This is a genomic window from Fibrobacter sp. UBA4297, from assembly GCF_002394865.1.
GTDB lineage: Bacteria > Fibrobacterota > Fibrobacteria > Fibrobacterales > Fibrobacteraceae > Fibrobacter.
In genome coordinates, this window is the sequence record NZ_DGUZ01000014.1 from 24,345 (window position 1) to 43,004 (window position 18,660).

An 18,660-nucleotide genomic window follows, 5' to 3' on the forward strand; every position below is an offset into this window, starting at 1 on the left:
TTCTTGGTTAAAAAAATTTATATTCACGGCATGGCATCAACGTCCGTGTCCGCAACTATTGAAAAAATTCGTGAAGAGGCATCCGTCTTTGACAGCAAAGACCGCTTGCTCAGTTTTTCTCAAAAGAACAAGTTCCAGTCGCCGCTCCTTTTAGGCAATGGTGACCAGTTTTTCGAAGCTTGGCAAACCGAGTCCAAGCCGCGCGCACTTTCGCAATTTTTCCCCATTTCTGCAAAATACGATGAGGAAAAGCAAGCCGCCGACCTCGACAAGTTCCGCAAGGTCCTCAAGTACAAAGCCGAAGACTTTTGCAACCAGGATTTGTACATGGCAACGGGCTTTATCAAGTGGGGCGAAAAAAGCCTCGCGCCCGCCATCCTTATCCCGCTCGATTACGATGCCGAGCACGATACAGTTGCAATTTCTGCTCGCGCCCCAATAGAAAATATTGCTCTTTCGACACTTGATAAAGAAATCAAGTTCCCTGTAGCACTTGACTTTTTCAAGAACGGGACTTTTGCCATCCAGAAATTTTTTGACGCCCTCGAAAAAAAGATAGCGTCCAAAGCCGATTGGAAATTTACACGTAACGGCTACTGCATCACCTTCTACAGCACAAACAGGCTCGGCCTTAAAAAGACGCTCGCAAGCGACCATTGGGCAACAGCCAAAGCCGCAAACAACGAATTTTTCATTGCGACCATTGGCAATGAAGGCTTCATGCCACAGCCATCGCTTTTTGACGAAATTCCTTACGACCACGTGTACAGCCCTGCGGAACACTACTTCCCGTACACGACCGATTCGCAGACAAACAAAGCGGTAATCGACGCGCTAAACGAGAAATGCACAGCATTTGCCATACAAGCACTCCCCGGAAGCGACAAGGCTAAAGCAGCCGTCAATATCGTCGCCGACCTCATCGAGCAAAAGAAAAAAGTCTGCGTCGTGAGCCGCCGCGCCATCACCAAGTACAACTTTGAAAACGCCTGGAAACCGCAGTTCCGTTCGTTCCAAGGCCCCGAACGCGACACTGTAAAAGCGCAATTAAGCGAGACCCGTGCAAAACTCGTCTCCTATTACGACGCGGTCAATTTTCCGCTCAAGCCAAGTGGCGCAAAGCTCACAGAACTGCTCGACGAAATTGCAAAGCTAAAGCCAGTCAAGACAAAGTTTGCAGATGACATTTTCAACAACGTCGAAAATTTGCGTTACCCAAAGTTCAAGTCCATGCAATCAAGCCTTGAACAGTTGACGCAGTTGCTCTTCAACGAAAACGGCGTCAAGATTTACAACGCCTTCCAGGGAATCACGCTACCCGCCGTTTCGCAGGACCGCAAAGCACAAATCGGCGAAGAACTCGAACAGGCTAAGACTTTAGTCGAAACCATCAGACCGTTCATCGAAAGCATGAACAAGTCCAAGTTTTATCTTGACGGATTCAAACTTTCAGATGCGCTTGACCTTGCCAATATTTTCAAGAAAAACTTTGACGACATGCCGGGTTTCGAAGACTGGGACCTCCATTCAAACGGCTGGATCGCCTACCAAGACGATTTATACGACTTGCCCAATGCAGGCACGCGCTGGTCGAGCTACCGACGCAAAGGCTCCGATATTTTCACCGACGAAGCCATCGACATGAACGTGCTTGATGTCCGTAAGGAATTTAACGAGAGCATGAGTTCTACACTCAAAGCCCTCTCGGATCATTACCGCAGGCCCAAACGCATTTTGCTCAGCGCCTTTAAGAATCCCAAGAGCATCACGTCTGACGAAATGCTTTTGGAACAAATCGACAAACTCATTGAAATACAGGAATACAGGCGTAAGTACAAGGATTCATCGGTGCTCGCCTCGCATTTATTCGGCAAAGACTGGAAATACGAAAAGACCGATTGGAAACTTTTGTCGGAAAAAATCCACCATTACTACGTATTCCGCGCCCGCATCAAGGATAATAACCAGTCCGATTACTTGCTCCAGCTCTTAGCCAAGTGGCATTTGTTCAAGCCTCTCGCCGAGAACTTGGAAAACATCCTTGCAAGCATCGAAGATTTGCAAAAGAAGCTTGAAAGCATCAGCAAGTCGCTCAATCTGGATGAACCCCTGGACGTGCAAAACGTTGACTTGTGGATAGACAAAATTGAGCAATGGAATGCATTCTGGAGCGAGCAGGACATTTATCTGCAACTCCGCGAGCACATGGACAACATAAGCGATTCGCCATGTGAGAATCTTGCACAGTTCATAAGCAACGTACAGAACGCCAACAAGGATATCGCTGTTGCATTTACCCGTGCCTGGACAAACGCACAAATGCAGACGGCGACTGCCGATTGCCCGGAACTATTCAGTCCAACAGCAAAGAATCGAAAGCAACAGGGTAAGCAATTTAGGACACTTCTAGACCAGTTCTCGAACGCGAACTTCCGCATGGCACACGAGACCGTCGAAAAAGCCCCGTCCTTGCTCCAAAGCATTAGTTTATCGCAATCCTACCTTCCTGATTCAGATTTATTCGATACAACGCTAATTCTAGATGCTGACTGCATCACCATTGCCGAAGCCATGCCCGTCATTTTAAGGTCCCGAAAAGTCATCCTCTTTGGAAACCCGTGCGCTCCGGCATTAGAAGCGCTCCCGACGGATGCCTGCAACATGGAAATGACATCGCAGTTTATCTTTTTTAAGGACAACATTCTCTCAGCATCGCTCCGCAAGGGAATTCCGACGCGAATCATCGGTTACACAACACAATACGCCGACCCCACGCTGTTCAGTTTTGCAAATTGCAAAATCTACAATAACGAAATGGCGCAGTTCCCGAATTCCACAGTGACCTCCGGAAAACCGCAAACGCTAAAAGTTGTCCGCAACAAGATCCAGTCCGTCGCTGAAAAGGCCATACAGCACGCCACCAAGAATCCTGGCAAAACACTTGGAATCATAGCCTCGAGCCATACGATCTGCTGCGAAATAGAAACCGCAATCCAAGATTTGCTCGAAAAGAATTCCAGCGCTTCAAGCATCGCAAAATTTTTCACGCAAGGGAATATTTTAAATAAATTCTATATAAAGACCCCTGAACGAGCCGTAGACCTGTACCGAGACGTCATTTTTGAGGTTCCCGATATAGACAGCATTTCGGGCGTTAACGCAACACGCAGACTTTCGATTTGCACTACGCTTGCCAAGCAAAGCGTTTGTATCTTTATCACGGACGAAGACAAAGATAAACTTGCCGCCGCCAAGCCGAATCTGTTCCAGGAATGGATAAATTTCACTGGGGTCAAGGGATCCACTGACGCAACGGAATCCGCATTCAGCGAACAAATTAAAGAGTTCCTCAAAAGCGAATTGATTACGTATAAAGACAGCACAACGCAGGGGGGCATTCCACTAGGTCCAGTCATCATCGACGCCAACAACAGCAAGCGTTCAATTGCCGTCATCGAAAGCGATTGTGGCTACAGCCTGTATAAGGAATCCGTCGAAGACCGCGAATACGTGCGCCCAAGTGCACTCTCCAGGCGCGATTGGAAAGTCATCAACATGTGGCTCCCGCTTTGGAACATCTCCAACGCAGACGAAAAAGAAAACCTCATCACGACAATCGCCATTGAGCAAAGTGTCGCACCGCCACCGCAAGAGGACATCCCTCTTGACGATGCAGAGCAAGGCTCCGAAGCCAAAACGGAACCGTACAGCGTAAAGCACCCGGCCCATGCCGAAAGCGACAAGCCGATTACAGATATCGCGATGGATACGCTCATCGAACAGCTGAAGTTCTACGTAGACAGCGAATCTCCCATCCACGGAGACGTCCTGTTGCAGAGACTCCTCGAACTGCACCACCATGAGCGCACAAGCGCAAAGATTAATACCATCTTGAGCGAAGCTATTAAGCAAGCGCTACACCAAAAACTTTTCGTCAAGACAGGGCCATTCTTCTACTCGCACACGAATAAGAACGTAGTGCTTCGCGACCGTTCCAAAAGGCCCGACAGCGAACGCAAGATGGCATACGTGCCACCCGAAGAACGCGCCCTTCTGAAACTTGACGATCACAGCATCAAGCAAATTCTCGGCGTGCTGTAGGCGCCTCAGCTATAATCTCTATTTGCAATCTGTCTCCCCGGACTCCGTTCCGGGGTCGGCATTCTGTGCATGCACTTTGGCATTTTCAATCATATCTCTTGTAATGCCAATCTTTTCGGACAAATCAACCCATTCAGCATTAATACTATTCACGAGATTGAACTTCCATAAACGTTTATAACAACTAACCCCGGCACAAGGCCGGGGTGACATTGTAAAAAGGCAGTCTTTTACGCGCTTATCGAAGCTTGACGACAAACGCGTTGATGTTATACGCGGAGAGCTCGCGAGCCTTGTCTTCGGCAGTCTTGCGCTTGTTCCATCCACCACCGCGGAGCTTGTAGAACGGCGGGTCAAACACCACCTGAATCGTGTAGCCCGTGCTTGCCGAAAGCTGCGCCTTGCGTCTTTGAGCGGCGTCAAAATCACCGACAGCCTCGAACTGAAGCATATAGAATCCATCGGACTTTTCACTCTTGCCCGAAACCTTGGCAGGCACAGCAGAATTGCTAGTCGTGTCACGGAGAGAAGCACTAAGCGTCGGCTTGTACTCGTTTCCGCGGAAAAGAGAATCCATATCAGTTGGCGTTCCGGCCCAAGCCATAGCGCATAAAGAAGCTGCAATTATAAACTTTCGCATGTCGTAAAATATAGAAAAAGGATTGTGAAACCACTCTCCTACAGGAGATAAAAAAGCCTCCCCGAAGGGAGGCTCTTAAATTTCTACAGAAGCGGATTACTGCTTAATCGTAATCGGGAAACTTCCCTTGGTCTTGGCAGCATGACGGACACCCCAAACTTCAGTCTTTTCGACCTTGTTCTTCTTACCGAAGTTGTCAAGCTGTACATAAGCCTTGAACTTGGTAATGTAGGCGCCAGAACCCACGAGGCGGTTCTTGTCAGATTTCATATTCCAGAGGATGAAGAAGTTCCTACGGTTTTCAACGCAGTTGTGACCAGCGCCACCGAAGTAATACTTCTTGTTGACTTCCATATTCTTGTCGTCATCGCAGAATACGCGGCCCTTCAAGTGAGCTACATGCGAGCCCAAGTTCGTGAAGAAGGTGAGATCGTAATCGAAGAACACGTTCTTCTTGTTTGCATTGACGAATTCTTCCTTAGATTCAATCAATGCACCCATATCGCTCTTGACAAACCAGCCGTGCGGAATGAATGAATACTTGTCAAATTCACCCTGACCTGCGCGAATATCCTTTCTGAAATCGTCTTCGGTCTTGTTGGCGTCATAAGCAATAATTTCGAACGGATCGAGGTTTGCGGCTTCACCCGGAGTCTTCGGAATGCCACCCATTGCTTCCGGAATGATTCTTGCAGCGTAAACGTTCACTTCACCAGAAATCAATGCCCACGGAGACGGCAAGCGACCATTTGCGGCAGCTTCGTAACCCGTAGCGACGTTCCACTTGAAGCTTGCGTCATTAGCCGGACGGAGCGTATCTGCACCAGGGAATGTAGCGTAATCAGACTGGTCCGTAACAAGGCCTGCATCTGCAAGCGATCTGAAGTGGATGTAGTCACCAGACTGCGGGAACACGCCAGTCTTGTCGAAGAGCACGGACAAGGTCTTATCCGGTGTCTGGTCCGGAACAGAAGATGCTCTAGAAAGCGGGAGGCTTTCGGCGAAAGAAGGCGTCTTGCCATTGTTGATGTAGAAGGAGAACACTTCGTTACCGGCAGCAATACCTTCCGTGGTCTTTGCAATCGGTTCGGAGAATTCAATCTTCAATCTTGTATATTCAACACCACCAATGTTTTCGTTGGTCGCTCTTGCACCGATAATAACCGGAGCCATGCGATCGAAGATGTTGCAAGAGTAATCCTGCGTGACCACTGCGCCACGGGACTTAAATGTAGCCCAGGACTTGATCTTGCCAGTACCACCAGTCTTCACCTTCTTGGAGAGCTGCTTGCCACCAAGAGTGATTCGAGCAAGGCACAACGTATCATCGATGCCAGCAGCAGCACCGCAAACAGAACCGGCGAGAACTTCGGCCTTTTCAAAGAGCACGGAATCCTTAACGTCTTCATCCCAGAAGACTGCAATCTTTTCCGGGAGGGAGTCCTTATGGAACTGACGAGCGTAGTAGATGGTCAAGGAGTCTGCGATACCATCAAGATATTCCGTCTGTTCGCTGAAGTACGGAGTCGGAACATTCATAGCGGAAGTCGGGAGAGCTCCATGAACGTCAAAGATATCAGCAAGCATCGGCGTCGGAACCGGCGGTTCTCTAAAGATGAGGTTCGGATAGACCGCCTGCATCAGCGTCACGGCCGGGCCGGTCAAGTGAAGCGTTGCTGTCGTACCCGTCGTTTCTCTATCATATTTCTGAGTAGAGTAAAGGGTAACGGTTGCACGGCCATTCACAACGTTAATCGTATTATCTGCACCGGCAACAAAGACAATGCCCGGAGAGGTCTGAGAACCACGGCTAAGACTGAAGTTGCAATCCGTGCACGGAGTGTTGTCCGGATTGAGGGCGAGAACGTAGAAGTCCACCATTTCCATCTTGTCATGTTCAAGATCCTTAGACACATCGGCAGTTTCCAAGGAAGTTTCAGACTTCACAAAGACAATCTTCGGGGCAAAGAACTGGAGTTCAGCCTTAAGAGAGCTCTGCTTGACATTGACAGTCACCTTTTCGACTTCGGAGGCATCGAATTCAGCAAACGGAACCGTCACATAAATGGTATCGATACCATCCGTGCCAACATTACGCGTTCTAGACGGATCAAACTGGTTCAATTCGCCATTCTTCATTTCGTAGAACACAGCCTTTCCATTGGAGGAGACCAAGGAGTATTCATCGTTCAAGCCCGGCGTGAACTTAAGCGGAGTCGTGCAAGCGGTGCCACCGCAAGGGTCAACAACCGGAGCGACAATAAGACGAATCATCTGGTCAACGGTCGGATTCTTGTCCGTACCCATGATAGAGGACTTGAACGGAATAACAGGGCTTTGGCCAGCAGGAGTTTCAATCACGGCATCGCGAGCAGAAATGCCAACGTTACCCTTAATAGTCCAGTCAATGTCAGTAATTCTACCTTCAATCTTAATGCGCAGATAGTACTTACCCTGCGTCAAGGTTTCACGCAAAAGCTTTTCGTTGACAATCGGACGACCCGGATGCGTTACATCAATAACGCCATTCAACTGAACCGGTTCCAATTCGAATTCTTCCGGAGAAATAATCATCGAACCAGGGAGAGAACCGGTCGGGTCATTTCTTGTAAACTGGAAAGTAATCTTTTTACCAGCAGCAGGAATTTCATCGCCTACTAGGACTTTGGCACCACCATTCACCTTAGCGGCGCAGCTACCACCACCGGATTCTGCATACTTGAGGACGTATTCTGTAGCACCTTCGACATCAGTACCTTCAGGTTCATAGTCAGCATCGTTGTTCTGTTCAATGAACATGTTCGTCTTGATACGGACGTTACTCATCGTTGTACGACGGTCGCAGAAGAAGATATCAATATCATAAGTGGAATCCGGCTTAGCATTGGGCATAAACTTGTCCAAGTCCACATAGCCCGGGGCAGCAAGGTGAGTACCACCAAGGTCCACAGCAAGCTTATTGTCGATATAGACCCAAATGTCATCGTCACCACGGAAGTTGAACTTCAGGCCTTTCTTAAAGCGGAAGTTTGCATGGGATTCGAAGCAGAAGTGCTGGTTACGGCCAACCCCCCCGTTTTCTTCCTTAGAGGACCAACGCGGAGAGCCTTGAACCTGACCTTGTGCATTAGGTTTAGCAGGCGTTTCAGTACCATCCACAAAGAAAGCCCAACCAGCAGGAGCCTTATCCGGGCAGCTCCAACCAAACACACATGCCTGCGCATTGGCGAGACTTAAATCCCTATAGAAAGTTTCCGTACCTTCACCATCGGCAAAGAGATCGGTGCAATCGTGACCGCCCTTCCAACCGGGGCCATTGCAGAGCACGTCAATTTGCGGGATTTTTTCGACAGGGTCAAGTTCGCGCAACTGCGGACCATAGAACACAGGACCTTCTGCGTCACGTTTGGTACGAGCTGCCAGAAGTGCAGTCTGACCAGGCTTAGCTTCTTCAAGCTTAGTTGCGTCCGTAGCTTCAACCGGGTAGAATCCACCCTGAACTGTAAGACCCGGGCTTATATAGAAGTCAGAGTCAAATTCCCACTTGCCATCATCTGAACGATGGAACGGCATGTCAAAGCAAGTCAATTCGTTCACACCTGGAGTGTAGTTGAAGAGCATATTGAAATACTTGTCGTCAATGAAGCACTTTTTACCAGCAGCAGTGAGTTTAGGCTTCTTGGTAGCCTTATCCAAAGTGCTTTCGACAATTCCCGGAGTCACACCGATACATGCATAAATTGCCTTAAGGGCTTCAGCCTTGTTTGCTCCGCTAGCCGCATTCGTCTGGTTAACAAACTGACAAGCATCATGGTCAGGATTCGGATCGTGCGGTTTTGAATCGCTCGGTCCACCATAGCAAGAGAAAGAGGGATGCAAGCTTGCATCGGTATCATAAATAAAAGCAGCGAGGTTGTAAGAGCAGTTACCCTGAATGTTCGGCCTTTCTACATACCAGCCAAGCATGGTGCTGGGGAGATCTGCAGCCTTTTTCTTATCAGCCACAAAGTAGAGAGAACCAGCAAAAGCGGCTTCTGTGGAATAGATATCGAACATACCGGCCAAATCAATCATTTCGGGAGCTTCGCCATTTTCATAAGCTTCCTGACCACCCATGCCGATAGCATACTTGAGTTCGGTATCGTCATCACGGTGGATATAGACCTTAGAGGGGAGCGCCTGGTTTACATAACGTCTGAAATACCAGCCACAGTTTTCACCATCGAAATCCATTTCACGATCTACTCCGTCTTCGTTAATCATCGGAATAGAGCTCTTCCAAATCTTGTCATCCGGCAAGAATACGTAGAGATACTTGACGTCAGGCGGTTCACCCTGCACTAAAGGCTTGGCAGCATCTTCAAAGCTGGGCTGAATCCAAAGCTCGTTGGTCGTTTTCCCAAAATCGGCACAAGAGAAGCCACTACCTTGAGCAAACTGAATTTGCTTACCAATTGCAGCCTTAGTAATGCCACCAGTTTGACCATAATCGTTTTCGGCTACAGAGATGAAGAACTCAGTTGCACCATTCGTGCCGCCAATGGCTGTTGAGGAAGTTTCATACCAGTCGGGGAACGAAGTACTCTTTTTAAAAGCAACGAACTGGCCGCCGGCTACAGTATATGCAGTTTTCCAGCCTTCAGGAAGTTTGAGATAAACGGTTCCCTCACACCCAGTCAATGAAGCCGATGCGCTTTGGACACCGGCAATGAGCATAGCACAGCTCAACACCCACAACTTTAAGGATTTGATTCTGTTCTTCATTGTATTTCTTTCCATTTCGGTTCTCTCTGACCGCGTTGAATATCAAGAAGACCAGCCTCCTTGATAGACTACACCGTGTGAAATCTACTTTTTTAATTGAAAAAAGGAAATTTTTTCTGTTAAAGATATGTGAAAAAAAATTTATGTTGGGAAAATCTTGAGTATAATCACACTTTTTTAACACCAAATAAACAATTTTGCGAACCGCTTCAAAAAAGTAAAATTTCAATTACAAACACAACTGTATCATGAGCGTATTATAAAGCGCATGCTTGGGGCGACAGAAACAAAGTTTTTGCGGATTCATGGATACCCCGCAAGCAGAATGGAGATTGAGTTAGTCCCTCCATTAGAGTTCTATATTTTATCGCATACGAGGGATTCTATGGAAATTTTAAAACCAATGGCCGTTCATCCGCACCTGATTGTGCTGTACCCGCAAAGCGAGTTCGCGGAGCTCCCGCTCGAATTAGGGACCGTGGTGCTCGGTCGCGGGCAAGACGCCGACATCCGCTTTGAAGACGAGCTGGTAAGCCGCAGGCATTGTGCACTCACGTTTGACGGCCAGAGCGTGACGGTCGAAGACCTCGGCAGTACGAACGGAACGTTCGTTGACGGTAACTATATACATAAGCAGATTCTCAACACGGACAACAGGCTCCAGATTGGCAAGATGGTGCTAAAGGTCGCCTACAAGAATCAAAACGAAGAGGCTTTTAGCCGCGAACTGTACGAGGCGGCGACGATAGATCCGCTGACGGGGATTCTGAACTTTCAGACGTTCTTGGACCGCTCGGCAGGAGAGCTTGTCTGCGCACGTCGTGCAGGCGCATTTGTCCATGTAGCAATGATCCGTGTCGATGAATTCAAGCGTTGGGTGGAATCTTGTGGCGAGATGTGCGGCGACCTGATTTTGAAGGAAGTTGCAAGGCTATTGAGCGACGAGAAGCGCGACTGCGACTTGCTTGCGCACTATGACGGAGAAAAGTTCCTGCTCCTCATGAACGGGATTTCGCCCGAAGATGCGAAAAAGCGCGCCGAGAAAATGCGCTTGGTCATTGAACGCCACATATTCTCGTGGATGGATTCGAGAATCCCGGTGACAATTTCCATTGGACTTGTGTCGCGACAGGGCGTTGAAGTCACGCAGACGAAAGAGCTCATCGCCGAAAGCGATGGACTGCTCAATACTGCGGGGTAAATGCGGCGAGATGGAGATTCCCGCTCGGAGGCGGGAATGACATGCAAGGGTATCAAGCGAGAGGTCACTTGTGAACTCGCATTTGATACCCGCAGCAGTCAAGCCCCGTAGGGGAATGACAAAGGAGCCGAGTGATGCAGAAACATGCTTGCATGTTTCTATATCCGAGACGAACAAGTCAAGCCCTGTTAGGGGAATGACAGAGCTAGATGCGCGGGATGTTCTTGAGTTCGGCGCGGAGCATGATTATGGCGATAACGGCCGTCACAAAGTCTGCGATGGGCTGCGCCATGAACACGCCACGGAGTCCGAAAAAGCGTGGCATAATCAGCAAAAACGGAATCAGCAAGATGAGCTGACGGCAAGCGTTCAGGAACATAGAACGCCAGGCCTTACCCGTCCCCTGGAAAAAGTTACCCGACACCATTCCTAGCGGCACAAACGGCATCATGCAAATGAACGTGCGGAGCGCCTTGCACGTGAGCTGTTGCATATTCTGGTCGTTCGGGACAAACGGCTTCACAAAGGCAAGCGTATTCGTCATCACGAGTAGCCATGCAATCACGATGAACGCCGTTGCATAAAGCATGGTGAACTTGAGCGCGTCACGGACACGGTTGTTGTACTTGGCACCGTAATTGTACCCGATAATCGGTTGAGAGCCCGTCACAAAGCCCATGAGTGGCAAAACAATCATGGAGACGATACTCATCAGGATTCCGAATGCGGCAATAGCCTGGTCGCCACCGTCCATGCCGTTTACGACCGGCAAGTCACGAGTGCCATACGCCGTGAGGCTGCGTGCAAGAATGGCATTCAGGAGGCTGTTGCTAATCTGCATAATGCTCGGCGGGAGCCCAAGAATAAAGATTTTGCGCACGTACGGGAGGCGGAGCTTCATGTAACGGCGGTTGACCTTGATAGGCGTCGTCTTTTTCACGAAGAACTGCATCACGGCAAGGCCGCCGATGAACTGGCTCAAGACAGTCGCCCAGGCGGCACCTTCAATGCCCCAGTTGAACTTCATGATGAAAAGCCAGTCTAGAATCACGTTACTGCCGGCGCCAATCATCACGCGGGTCATGGCCGTTTTCGGGTGGCCCATGCTGCGGATAAAGTGGTTCATGCCGGGGACAATCGTCTGGAAAATCGCACCGCACAAGATAATGCGCATGTAGCTAGACGCCACAGGCAAAAGCTGGTCGCTTGCGCCAAAGAGCTTGAGGAGCGGTTCCATGAAAATCTGGCCGAGCGTAAAGGAACTCACCGCCATCATGATGAGCAACACAAAGGAGTTGTTGAGGATGATGGCCGCCTGCTGGTACTTGCGTTCGCCGAGGCGGATGGCAAAAAGCGTGTTGCCGCCCACGCCAATCATCATGGACATCGCCATAATGAAAAGGGCTATCGGGAAGCAGATGGTGATGCCGCCGATACCAAGGCTACCGACGCCCTGACCCACGAAATAGCGGTCCACGATGTTGTAGAGCGCTTCAACCAGCATGCTGATGATGGCAGGGACCGAAAACTGCATGACAATCTTCGGGATACTCGCCGTCCCCATCGCGTTAAGTTTTTTATTGTTTATTACATCTTCCATAAACACACCCGTGAGGCCCGCAAGACGCAAATGGTTGGACTAGATGCGCGGAGCCGCTCAAAATAACCGCAAAATGCGGAAAACTTCGTAAAAACCTCAATTTTCGGGCGCAAAGATAGAAAATTTGGGGGCAATTGCCAAGTTTTTAATTTGAATATTAAAACACCTCTTAGCTGTCATGCCCGCCAATGAGCGGGCACCTCCATTCCTCTAAAGGAGATTCCCGGTCAAGCCGGGAATGACAAGGTCAGCAAAAGCCTAGTGCTTTTTCTCAAGAATCTGGAGGGCCTGCTCGATGATGGAAGGCGAAAGCTTGAAGATATCGCTGAGGGTCTGCACGCGGTCGGCGGGCTCAATGCGCTTCATTTGCGAGCCTGTGCTGCTACGAACGACGAGGTTTCCCTTCTGGTAGTAATACTGGATGCCTTTTTCGCGGTCAAGGCGGTTCAGCACGGGGTAAGTCATCATTTCGCGATAAAAGCTTTCGTTCCAGTGGTGCTTGAATTCTTCGACAGAGACGCCTTCGACGGGGTACTCGAAGCGGAGCTTCATTGGCGCGCCTGCGCCACCTGTCCAGAGTTCCATCGATTCGAGCGTCGGGCGTACGAGACGCACGCAGTTCGGAGAAAGCGGGAAAAACGCTTCGCCAGTGCCAATCGGCTGCGGGAGCGGCATCTGAAGCGGGTCAAAAATCAAGTAACCCGGGTCAAGAAGGTAGGAATTAGACGAGAGAACCGACCCCGGCACGGAGGCCGGGGAGACAGACCGGGAAAAAAGGTTGCTTTTGTCATCCTGGAGGGAGTGTAACGACCGATAGGATCCATTATGGGCTCTATCGGCACTATGTGCCTCCAGAGTGACATTAGAATCGGGGTCCGGCAAGATGAGGGCGCAGTGGATGTTGCGCTCTTTGCGTTTGTGGCCCATCACAAGGTGCGGCTTGAAACCCATATCCGTGAGCGCCTGGTACAGGTGCCACGTCATGCTGAAGCAGGTGCCGCCGCCCATCCAGGAGTCGATATCGTTCTGATCGCTATCGTCAAGCTTGCGGGCGCCGGTGGCGCTCCCCGTCTGTTCCAGACGGATGATTTTCGTCAAGTTCTCGTAGGTGATGTTCGAAACTTGATTGCAGAGGTCGACGACCTTTTTGAAATTTTCTGGGGACATATTTTCAGGTATGGGCTATGATGTCGCGTCAAGGCGCTCAGAAGGTTTACTTATTCAATCTCCGATGGCGAAAAGCCGAGCATTCCGCAGATTTCAGGACCGATAACGCCATTTTGGATAGCGATGGTGAGCAAGCGCTGCTCAATTTCTTGCGGCGGAAAGCGAAGTCCGGCGGAATTTTCAGCAGAAGCAGCATCGGAAGAGTTTTCAAGAGTCGCGGCTTCTTGAACCAAGCGTTCGGCAAGGGCGGCATGGAGCGCGAGCGACGTATCGATGTACTTTAAGTGCGTAGGCTCCTCAAGAATGAAGTTCAGCGGGCCTTTATCGTTGAGCACTTTTTCAGCAGGAACAGCTTCGCCATATTCATCTTCGACCCCCATATTGGCAAGATTTGCCTGGGTCGAGAGAAGTGCTTCCGTCAATTCCGGGGCAGCAAGGGCATTTTTGACACCCGTCGCCGTCACCACAAAATCGGAATTTTCAATCAAGGAGGCGACAGTTGCATAGTCATGGCAATCCACGACAGCCACGTCATTTTGCTCAAGGACGGCAGAAAAATCGCCTGCGGGCATTGTTTCAGGAGCCGCGGAATGTTCAGCATTTTCGGAATTCGCTGTTTGAGACTGCCCGCGTTTCAAGTCCGTCACAACGGTCACATTGCAGCCTCGGCGCACGCCCTGGAGCGCAATTCCCGAACCGACTTTGCCACTACCAAAAACCAATAACTTCTTGCCTTCGAAATCGCCACCAAAGCCCAGCTTTTCGAGAGCGCGGAAATAGCCATCGCCCGTGCCCAAGGAGGTTTCAATTCGCTTGACGATACCGCTATCGGCAACGTAAACCGGTTTTTCGGCATTTTTATAATAGTGTACACCCGAACGCGTGAGTTCCACAAAGCCAATTTTCGGATGAAGCACCGCAAAAGGCCCCGCACAGTCGAGCACCAAGTCCACAAATTCGCCACGGGATTCGGCTTCGAGCATTTCGGCAGGCGTCACAACGGGAATGCCCCAATCCTTCAAAAAATCGACAACATCAGGGTCGTTCATTCCCGAAAAACCCACGAGAAGGTCGGCACCGCCCGCCAAAAGAGCTCGATATTCGGTCATCGTATTGCGGTAAATCGGAGTCGCCACCAGCACGCGTAAGCCATCGAACGGGTGGGTATGCGTCCATTCGCTTTCGAGCGCCGCAAGTGCGGGGTATTCATTCTTTTCGTAAACTTCGTCTAGGACGGAAGAGAGAATCGACTGTAAATCCATGAGGTGAAATGTAGAATATTAGAACTTAGTCGGTTGATGTAGGCTAGTAAATGCTTGTTGGTAGAAGTTAGCTAGCTGATGCAGGCTGGTAGATGTTTGTTGGTAGAAGTTAGCGAGTTGATGCGGGCTGGTAGATGTTTAGTTATTAGGATTTAGGTGTTGAGACTGTCATGCCTGCCTCCGAGCAGGCATCTCCTATTTCGCCAAACAAGTCTTTCCACTGCGGATTAAAATTTTCAATCAATTCAATCTTCCATTTACGTTTCCAACGCTTTAGTCTTTCTTCTCGCTTTATAGCATCTGCAATATTGAAGAAAAGCTCATAGTAAACAAGGCGGTCGGCATTATACTTTTCAGAGAAGCCTTCATTCAGCTTCATTTTATGTTCAAGTGTTTTTCTATACAAATTATTTGTTACACCTGTATAAAAGACGGTCTTGTATTTATTCGTCAATATGTAAACGTAATAGTTGTCGTTCATTGTTTCTCCTAATGTCTACTTATTTAACACGCTTTTTTCAGAGATATTGATCAAGATTTATTGATAAATAAATGTTACAAGAAGGAGATTCCCCATCAAGTGGGGAATGACAGTGCAGAATTCGGAACAAGAGGAGATCCCCCATCAAGTGGGGAATGACAGCGTGAGGGGGATTCCCCATCAAGTGGGGAATGACAGTGTCAGTGGCAGGGAATGACAATGCGTACTGTTGCACTACTATACAACAAAAAGAAATTTAACATGGGACGGTTCTTTATATATGGGGGTAAATTATTTTTGCGTAATATTAACAAGGTGTGGATAATGAACTACAAAAAAATTTCTATTGCCTCTGTCGCAGTTGGAATGTTTGCCGCAGGCGCTGCTTTCGCTCAGAATGCAGAAATTGCCACCTGGTCGGGTTTCCGCAAGGCGGCGGTTTCCTTCACTTTTGACGATGGCCCGCAAAGCGATGTCGATATCGCCTTGCCCATGTTCGACAAGTACGGCTATAAGGCGACCTTCAATATCGTCACCAATTGGGCTAACGGTGGTAACAGTGGAATGCTCAACTGGGATGGAGTGAAAAAATTAGCCTCCTCTGGTCACGAAATTGCAAGCCATAGCGACAGCCACCCCCAAAACGGCGCTATGCCATCTAGCGAGATCGCTTCGTCCAAGGGAACGCTCAACCAAAAGGTTCAACAGAAATACGGTGTCATCACTCTCGCTTACCCGAACTGCAATACTCCCGGTGACGCCCAAGTTTTGAAGAACTATGTTGTCGGACGAATTTGCAACGCAAGTTGGAGCGGCGGATCCGACATTATGGGCAAGGACGGTCCAAATAACTGGGCTGCAGTTGCCGCCATGATGACGGGCAATCAGGGCACCAGCGACTTCAAGGGCAATATGGATAAGGCTGTTAATCAAGGCGGTTGGGTTGCATTCTTGACGCATGGATTTACAACGGGATCAAATGGCTTTGCGAATTACTCTCCGACCGATGCGAAAGGAATGGAAAGCTCCCTCCAGTATGCTCAGCAGAAAGATAAGGACATTTGGGTTGCTCCGATGGGCTACGTCGCCATGTACATCAAGGAACGCAAGGCCTCTAAAATCGAACCGCAGGACGGTGGGGCTGCAAACACGATGGCTTTTGAACTCAAGCACAGCATCGCAGACAACATTTCCAAGTACGATTATCCGCTTTCTATTCGCGTAAAGAGCGACTGGAAGAAGGTCGAAGTCACGCAGGACGGCGCAAAGCTCGAATCCAAGGTCGACGGCGGTTACATTTACTTTGATGCAGTCCCGAACGCAGGCAAGATTGTCGTGAAGAACGCCGACGCAGCCCCGGAATCTTCTAGCAGCGCAGAACCGCCGCAGTCCAGTTCTAGCGAAGTCGCCGGATCTTCGAGCAGCACAACAGCGCTCCCAACGCAAGCATTTGACGGTCGCCACCTCGCCGCCTACGTAGACGCAAGTGGATACATCGTCGTTCAGGGTGCACAAGGCATGAACATCACCGTGTTCAACAGCCTTGGTAACGTTGTCCGCACAACCAAAGGCCTCGGCTTCGAACAGAAAGTTTACACCGGCGCCAAGGGTGTATACGTGGTAAAAATCGGCAATAAAGCCTGGTCTTTGAAGATCAAGTAGTTCTAAAAAAGTTTGTGGTTTAGGGAAAGCCCGCTCCGATTGGAGCGGGCTTCTTGTTAAAGGTATTTATTTACATTAGAATTCATAATAAGACAGTTCTTTGGGCGATACACAACTTTCGACAATATGCGTAGCATACTTTTTCCAATAGGGATCTTTATACGTCAGGACACCATCTACTAGTTTGGGTGTAATTCTACAGCCTAAATCAGGATAAAATTTAGGATAATCCCCCAATTCGCCATTTTCAAGAGCACAATCCTGTCTAAACTGTTCCCTCATCGTAGAATCTGTGGATCTGAAATATTTAATAGCAGCAGAGTCCGGGACTCCATAAACATCTACGAATCTAAAGTATACATGATACCAATTATTCAATCCGGTGCATGTCAATTCGAGAGACGAACCAGGTTCTACGTTTTTAAACCCATGTTCAAACAATAATCCTCCATGAACAAAGCCCTCTTCGTCCTTCATCACCGCATAAGTCCGATAATTATCATCATACCCTCTAGCATTCTCATCAAAGATTATAGAACCATCTTTATTGAAGATTATTTGAACAATTCTGTCAAAAGATTCATAAGCATTAACTGAATCTATTTGTTCAGCAGAATCTCCGGCCAGATAAGTATAAGCAATCGCCGTTTCTTTACGTACACTTCTAAGAGCTGCTAAAGCGCCTTCTCGATCAATTTTCCAACCTTGCAAAGAGCTACTTGAGCTCAACGAGCCCAACTCTACAGACGAACTAGAACGTTCAGCCATCGTATTAGCCTGTTCGTCAGCCCCCACCACTTTATCATCGGAGCAAGCGGTAAAGGCGCCCACCACGCTCATGGCAGCAAACGAAAGCGGAATGATTTTTTTGAAGTTCATAATCTTTTCCTTTATATAAAGTTTTTAAAGATATAACCTTTTATATATTTAGTCGCCTAAACCAAACAATTCATCGAAATCTTCAGTTGTTACACAACTTTCAACAATAATCGTTGCATACTTTTTCCAATAAGGATCTCGATCAACACGCGTTGTATCGCCAGGAGATTTGAAAATACTGCAACCAATACCCGTAAAAGAAAAGGCAATGTCTCCATATTTTCCTGCACCAACACCTTCTTGCATAACGCCATTTTCCGCAGCACAATCTTGTCTAAATTGTTCAAGGGCAACAGAATCTGTAGATTCAAAAAGCGACCATCTTTCTTCATCGCTAGCACTCATTTGATAATTAGAGGGAGAAATTATACCCGATGAAGAACAGCCAATATACTTATGAGCTCTACCTTCAGGAGGGTAAGCATGAACATAACGATGCAACGGACCATGAACTATACCATTTTCATCCACCATTGCATTCACATCATCCATCTTGTAATACGATGTTTTGCCATCAAAATCTTCAAATTTTTTCCACTCTGCAGTATCAGCAATCGTCGCTTTATACGAATCATCATCAATTATGGATTGGATTGCTTTTTCAAATGTTTCATGCGCATTAATGGTATCTTCAATAACTTTTTCATTGGATACGATTACAGCCGCAGCAAGATTCGGTCTGTAAATAGCCTTTAATCTAGCAGCAATATCTATATCAGTATTAGAACCCGGTTCAATACTCGAGCTCGACGAGCCCGACTCTACAGACGAACTAGAAAGTTCTGCCATTGTGTTAGCTTGTTCGTCAGCCCCAACCACTTTATTATCGGAGCAAGCGGTAAAGGCCCCCATCACGCTCAACGCAGTGAACGAAAGCGGAATGATTTTTTTGATATTCATAGG

The 18,660-nt window shown here is 48.5% G+C and carries 11 protein-coding genes; 3 read left to right on the plus strand and 8 right to left on the minus strand.

The genetic code is table 11. The annotated features are described in order from the left end of the window. Positions 1-3: 3 nt before the first annotated feature. The gene (locus B3A20_RS07625; protein WP_290763292.1) at positions 4-4,101 is read left to right on the plus strand and encodes a hypothetical protein; all 4,098 of its coding nucleotides are present in this window, start codon (positions 4-6) and stop codon (positions 4,099-4,101) included. Positions 4,102-4,339: 238 nt separating this feature from the next. Here B3A20_RS07625 and B3A20_RS07630 read toward each other — a convergent pair whose 3' ends face one another. Continuing rightward, complete coding sequence (locus tag B3A20_RS07630) at positions 4,340-4,678, minus strand: SPOR domain-containing protein (RefSeq protein ID WP_290763293.1); 339 nt, start codon at positions 4,676-4,678, stop codon at positions 4,340-4,342. A gap of 159 nt (positions 4,679-4,837) precedes the next feature. After that, positions 4,838-9,505, minus strand: coding sequence for a fibro-slime domain-containing protein (locus tag B3A20_RS07635; RefSeq protein ID WP_290763294.1), 4,668 nt, complete (start codon positions 9,503-9,505; stop codon positions 4,838-4,840). Positions 9,506-9,890: 385 nt separating this feature from the next. Here B3A20_RS07635 and B3A20_RS07640 point away from each other — a divergent pair, with 385 nt between their 5' ends. Further along, positions 9,891-10,706 (plus strand): GGDEF domain-containing protein, encoded by an 816-nt coding sequence (locus B3A20_RS07640; protein ID WP_290763295.1) that lies wholly within the window; start codon positions 9,891-9,893, stop codon positions 10,704-10,706. A 205-nt stretch (positions 10,707-10,911) separates the two neighbouring features. Here the strand turns inward: B3A20_RS07640 and B3A20_RS07645 are convergent, their stop codons facing one another. From B3A20_RS07645 to B3A20_RS07660, 4 genes are all read right to left on the minus strand, one after another. Continuing rightward, positions 10,912-12,306 (minus strand): MATE family efflux transporter, encoded by a 1,395-nt coding sequence (locus tag B3A20_RS07645; protein WP_290763296.1) that lies wholly within the window; start codon positions 12,304-12,306, stop codon positions 10,912-10,914. Between the two features lie 258 nt (positions 12,307-12,564). Continuing rightward, on the minus strand, positions 12,565-13,473 hold the full coding sequence (locus tag B3A20_RS07650; protein ID WP_290763297.1) for a hypothetical protein: 909 nt from the start codon (positions 13,471-13,473) through the stop codon (positions 12,565-12,567). A gap of 50 nt (positions 13,474-13,523) precedes the next feature. Next, positions 13,524-14,735, minus strand: a complete 1,212-nt coding sequence (locus tag B3A20_RS07655; RefSeq protein WP_290763298.1) for an NAD(P)-dependent oxidoreductase — start codon at positions 14,733-14,735, stop codon at positions 13,524-13,526. Between the two features lie 145 nt (positions 14,736-14,880). Then, on the minus strand, positions 14,881-15,216 hold the full coding sequence (locus B3A20_RS07660) for a GIY-YIG nuclease family protein (protein WP_290763299.1): 336 nt from the start codon (positions 15,214-15,216) through the stop codon (positions 14,881-14,883). A 324-nt stretch (positions 15,217-15,540) separates the two neighbouring features. Between B3A20_RS07660 and B3A20_RS07665 the strand changes: the two genes are divergently transcribed. Beyond that, positions 15,541-16,878 carry a polysaccharide deacetylase family protein gene (locus tag B3A20_RS07665; RefSeq protein WP_290763301.1) on the plus strand — a complete coding sequence of 446 codons (1,338 nt, stop codon included), beginning with the start codon at positions 15,541-15,543 and terminating at the stop codon, positions 16,876-16,878. 75 nt (positions 16,879-16,953) lie between these two features. Here the strand turns inward: B3A20_RS07665 and B3A20_RS07670 are convergent, their stop codons facing one another. Together B3A20_RS07670 and B3A20_RS07675 are read right to left on the minus strand one after the other, a co-directional pair. Then, positions 16,954-17,757, minus strand: a complete 804-nt coding sequence (locus B3A20_RS07670; protein WP_290763302.1) for a hypothetical protein — start codon at positions 17,755-17,757, stop codon at positions 16,954-16,956. 48 nt (positions 17,758-17,805) lie between these two features. Further along, positions 17,806-18,657 carry a hypothetical protein gene (locus tag B3A20_RS07675; RefSeq protein ID WP_290763303.1) on the minus strand — a complete coding sequence of 284 codons (852 nt, stop codon included), beginning with the start codon at positions 18,655-18,657 and terminating at the stop codon, positions 17,806-17,808. Between the last annotated feature and the right edge of the window lie 3 nt (positions 18,658-18,660).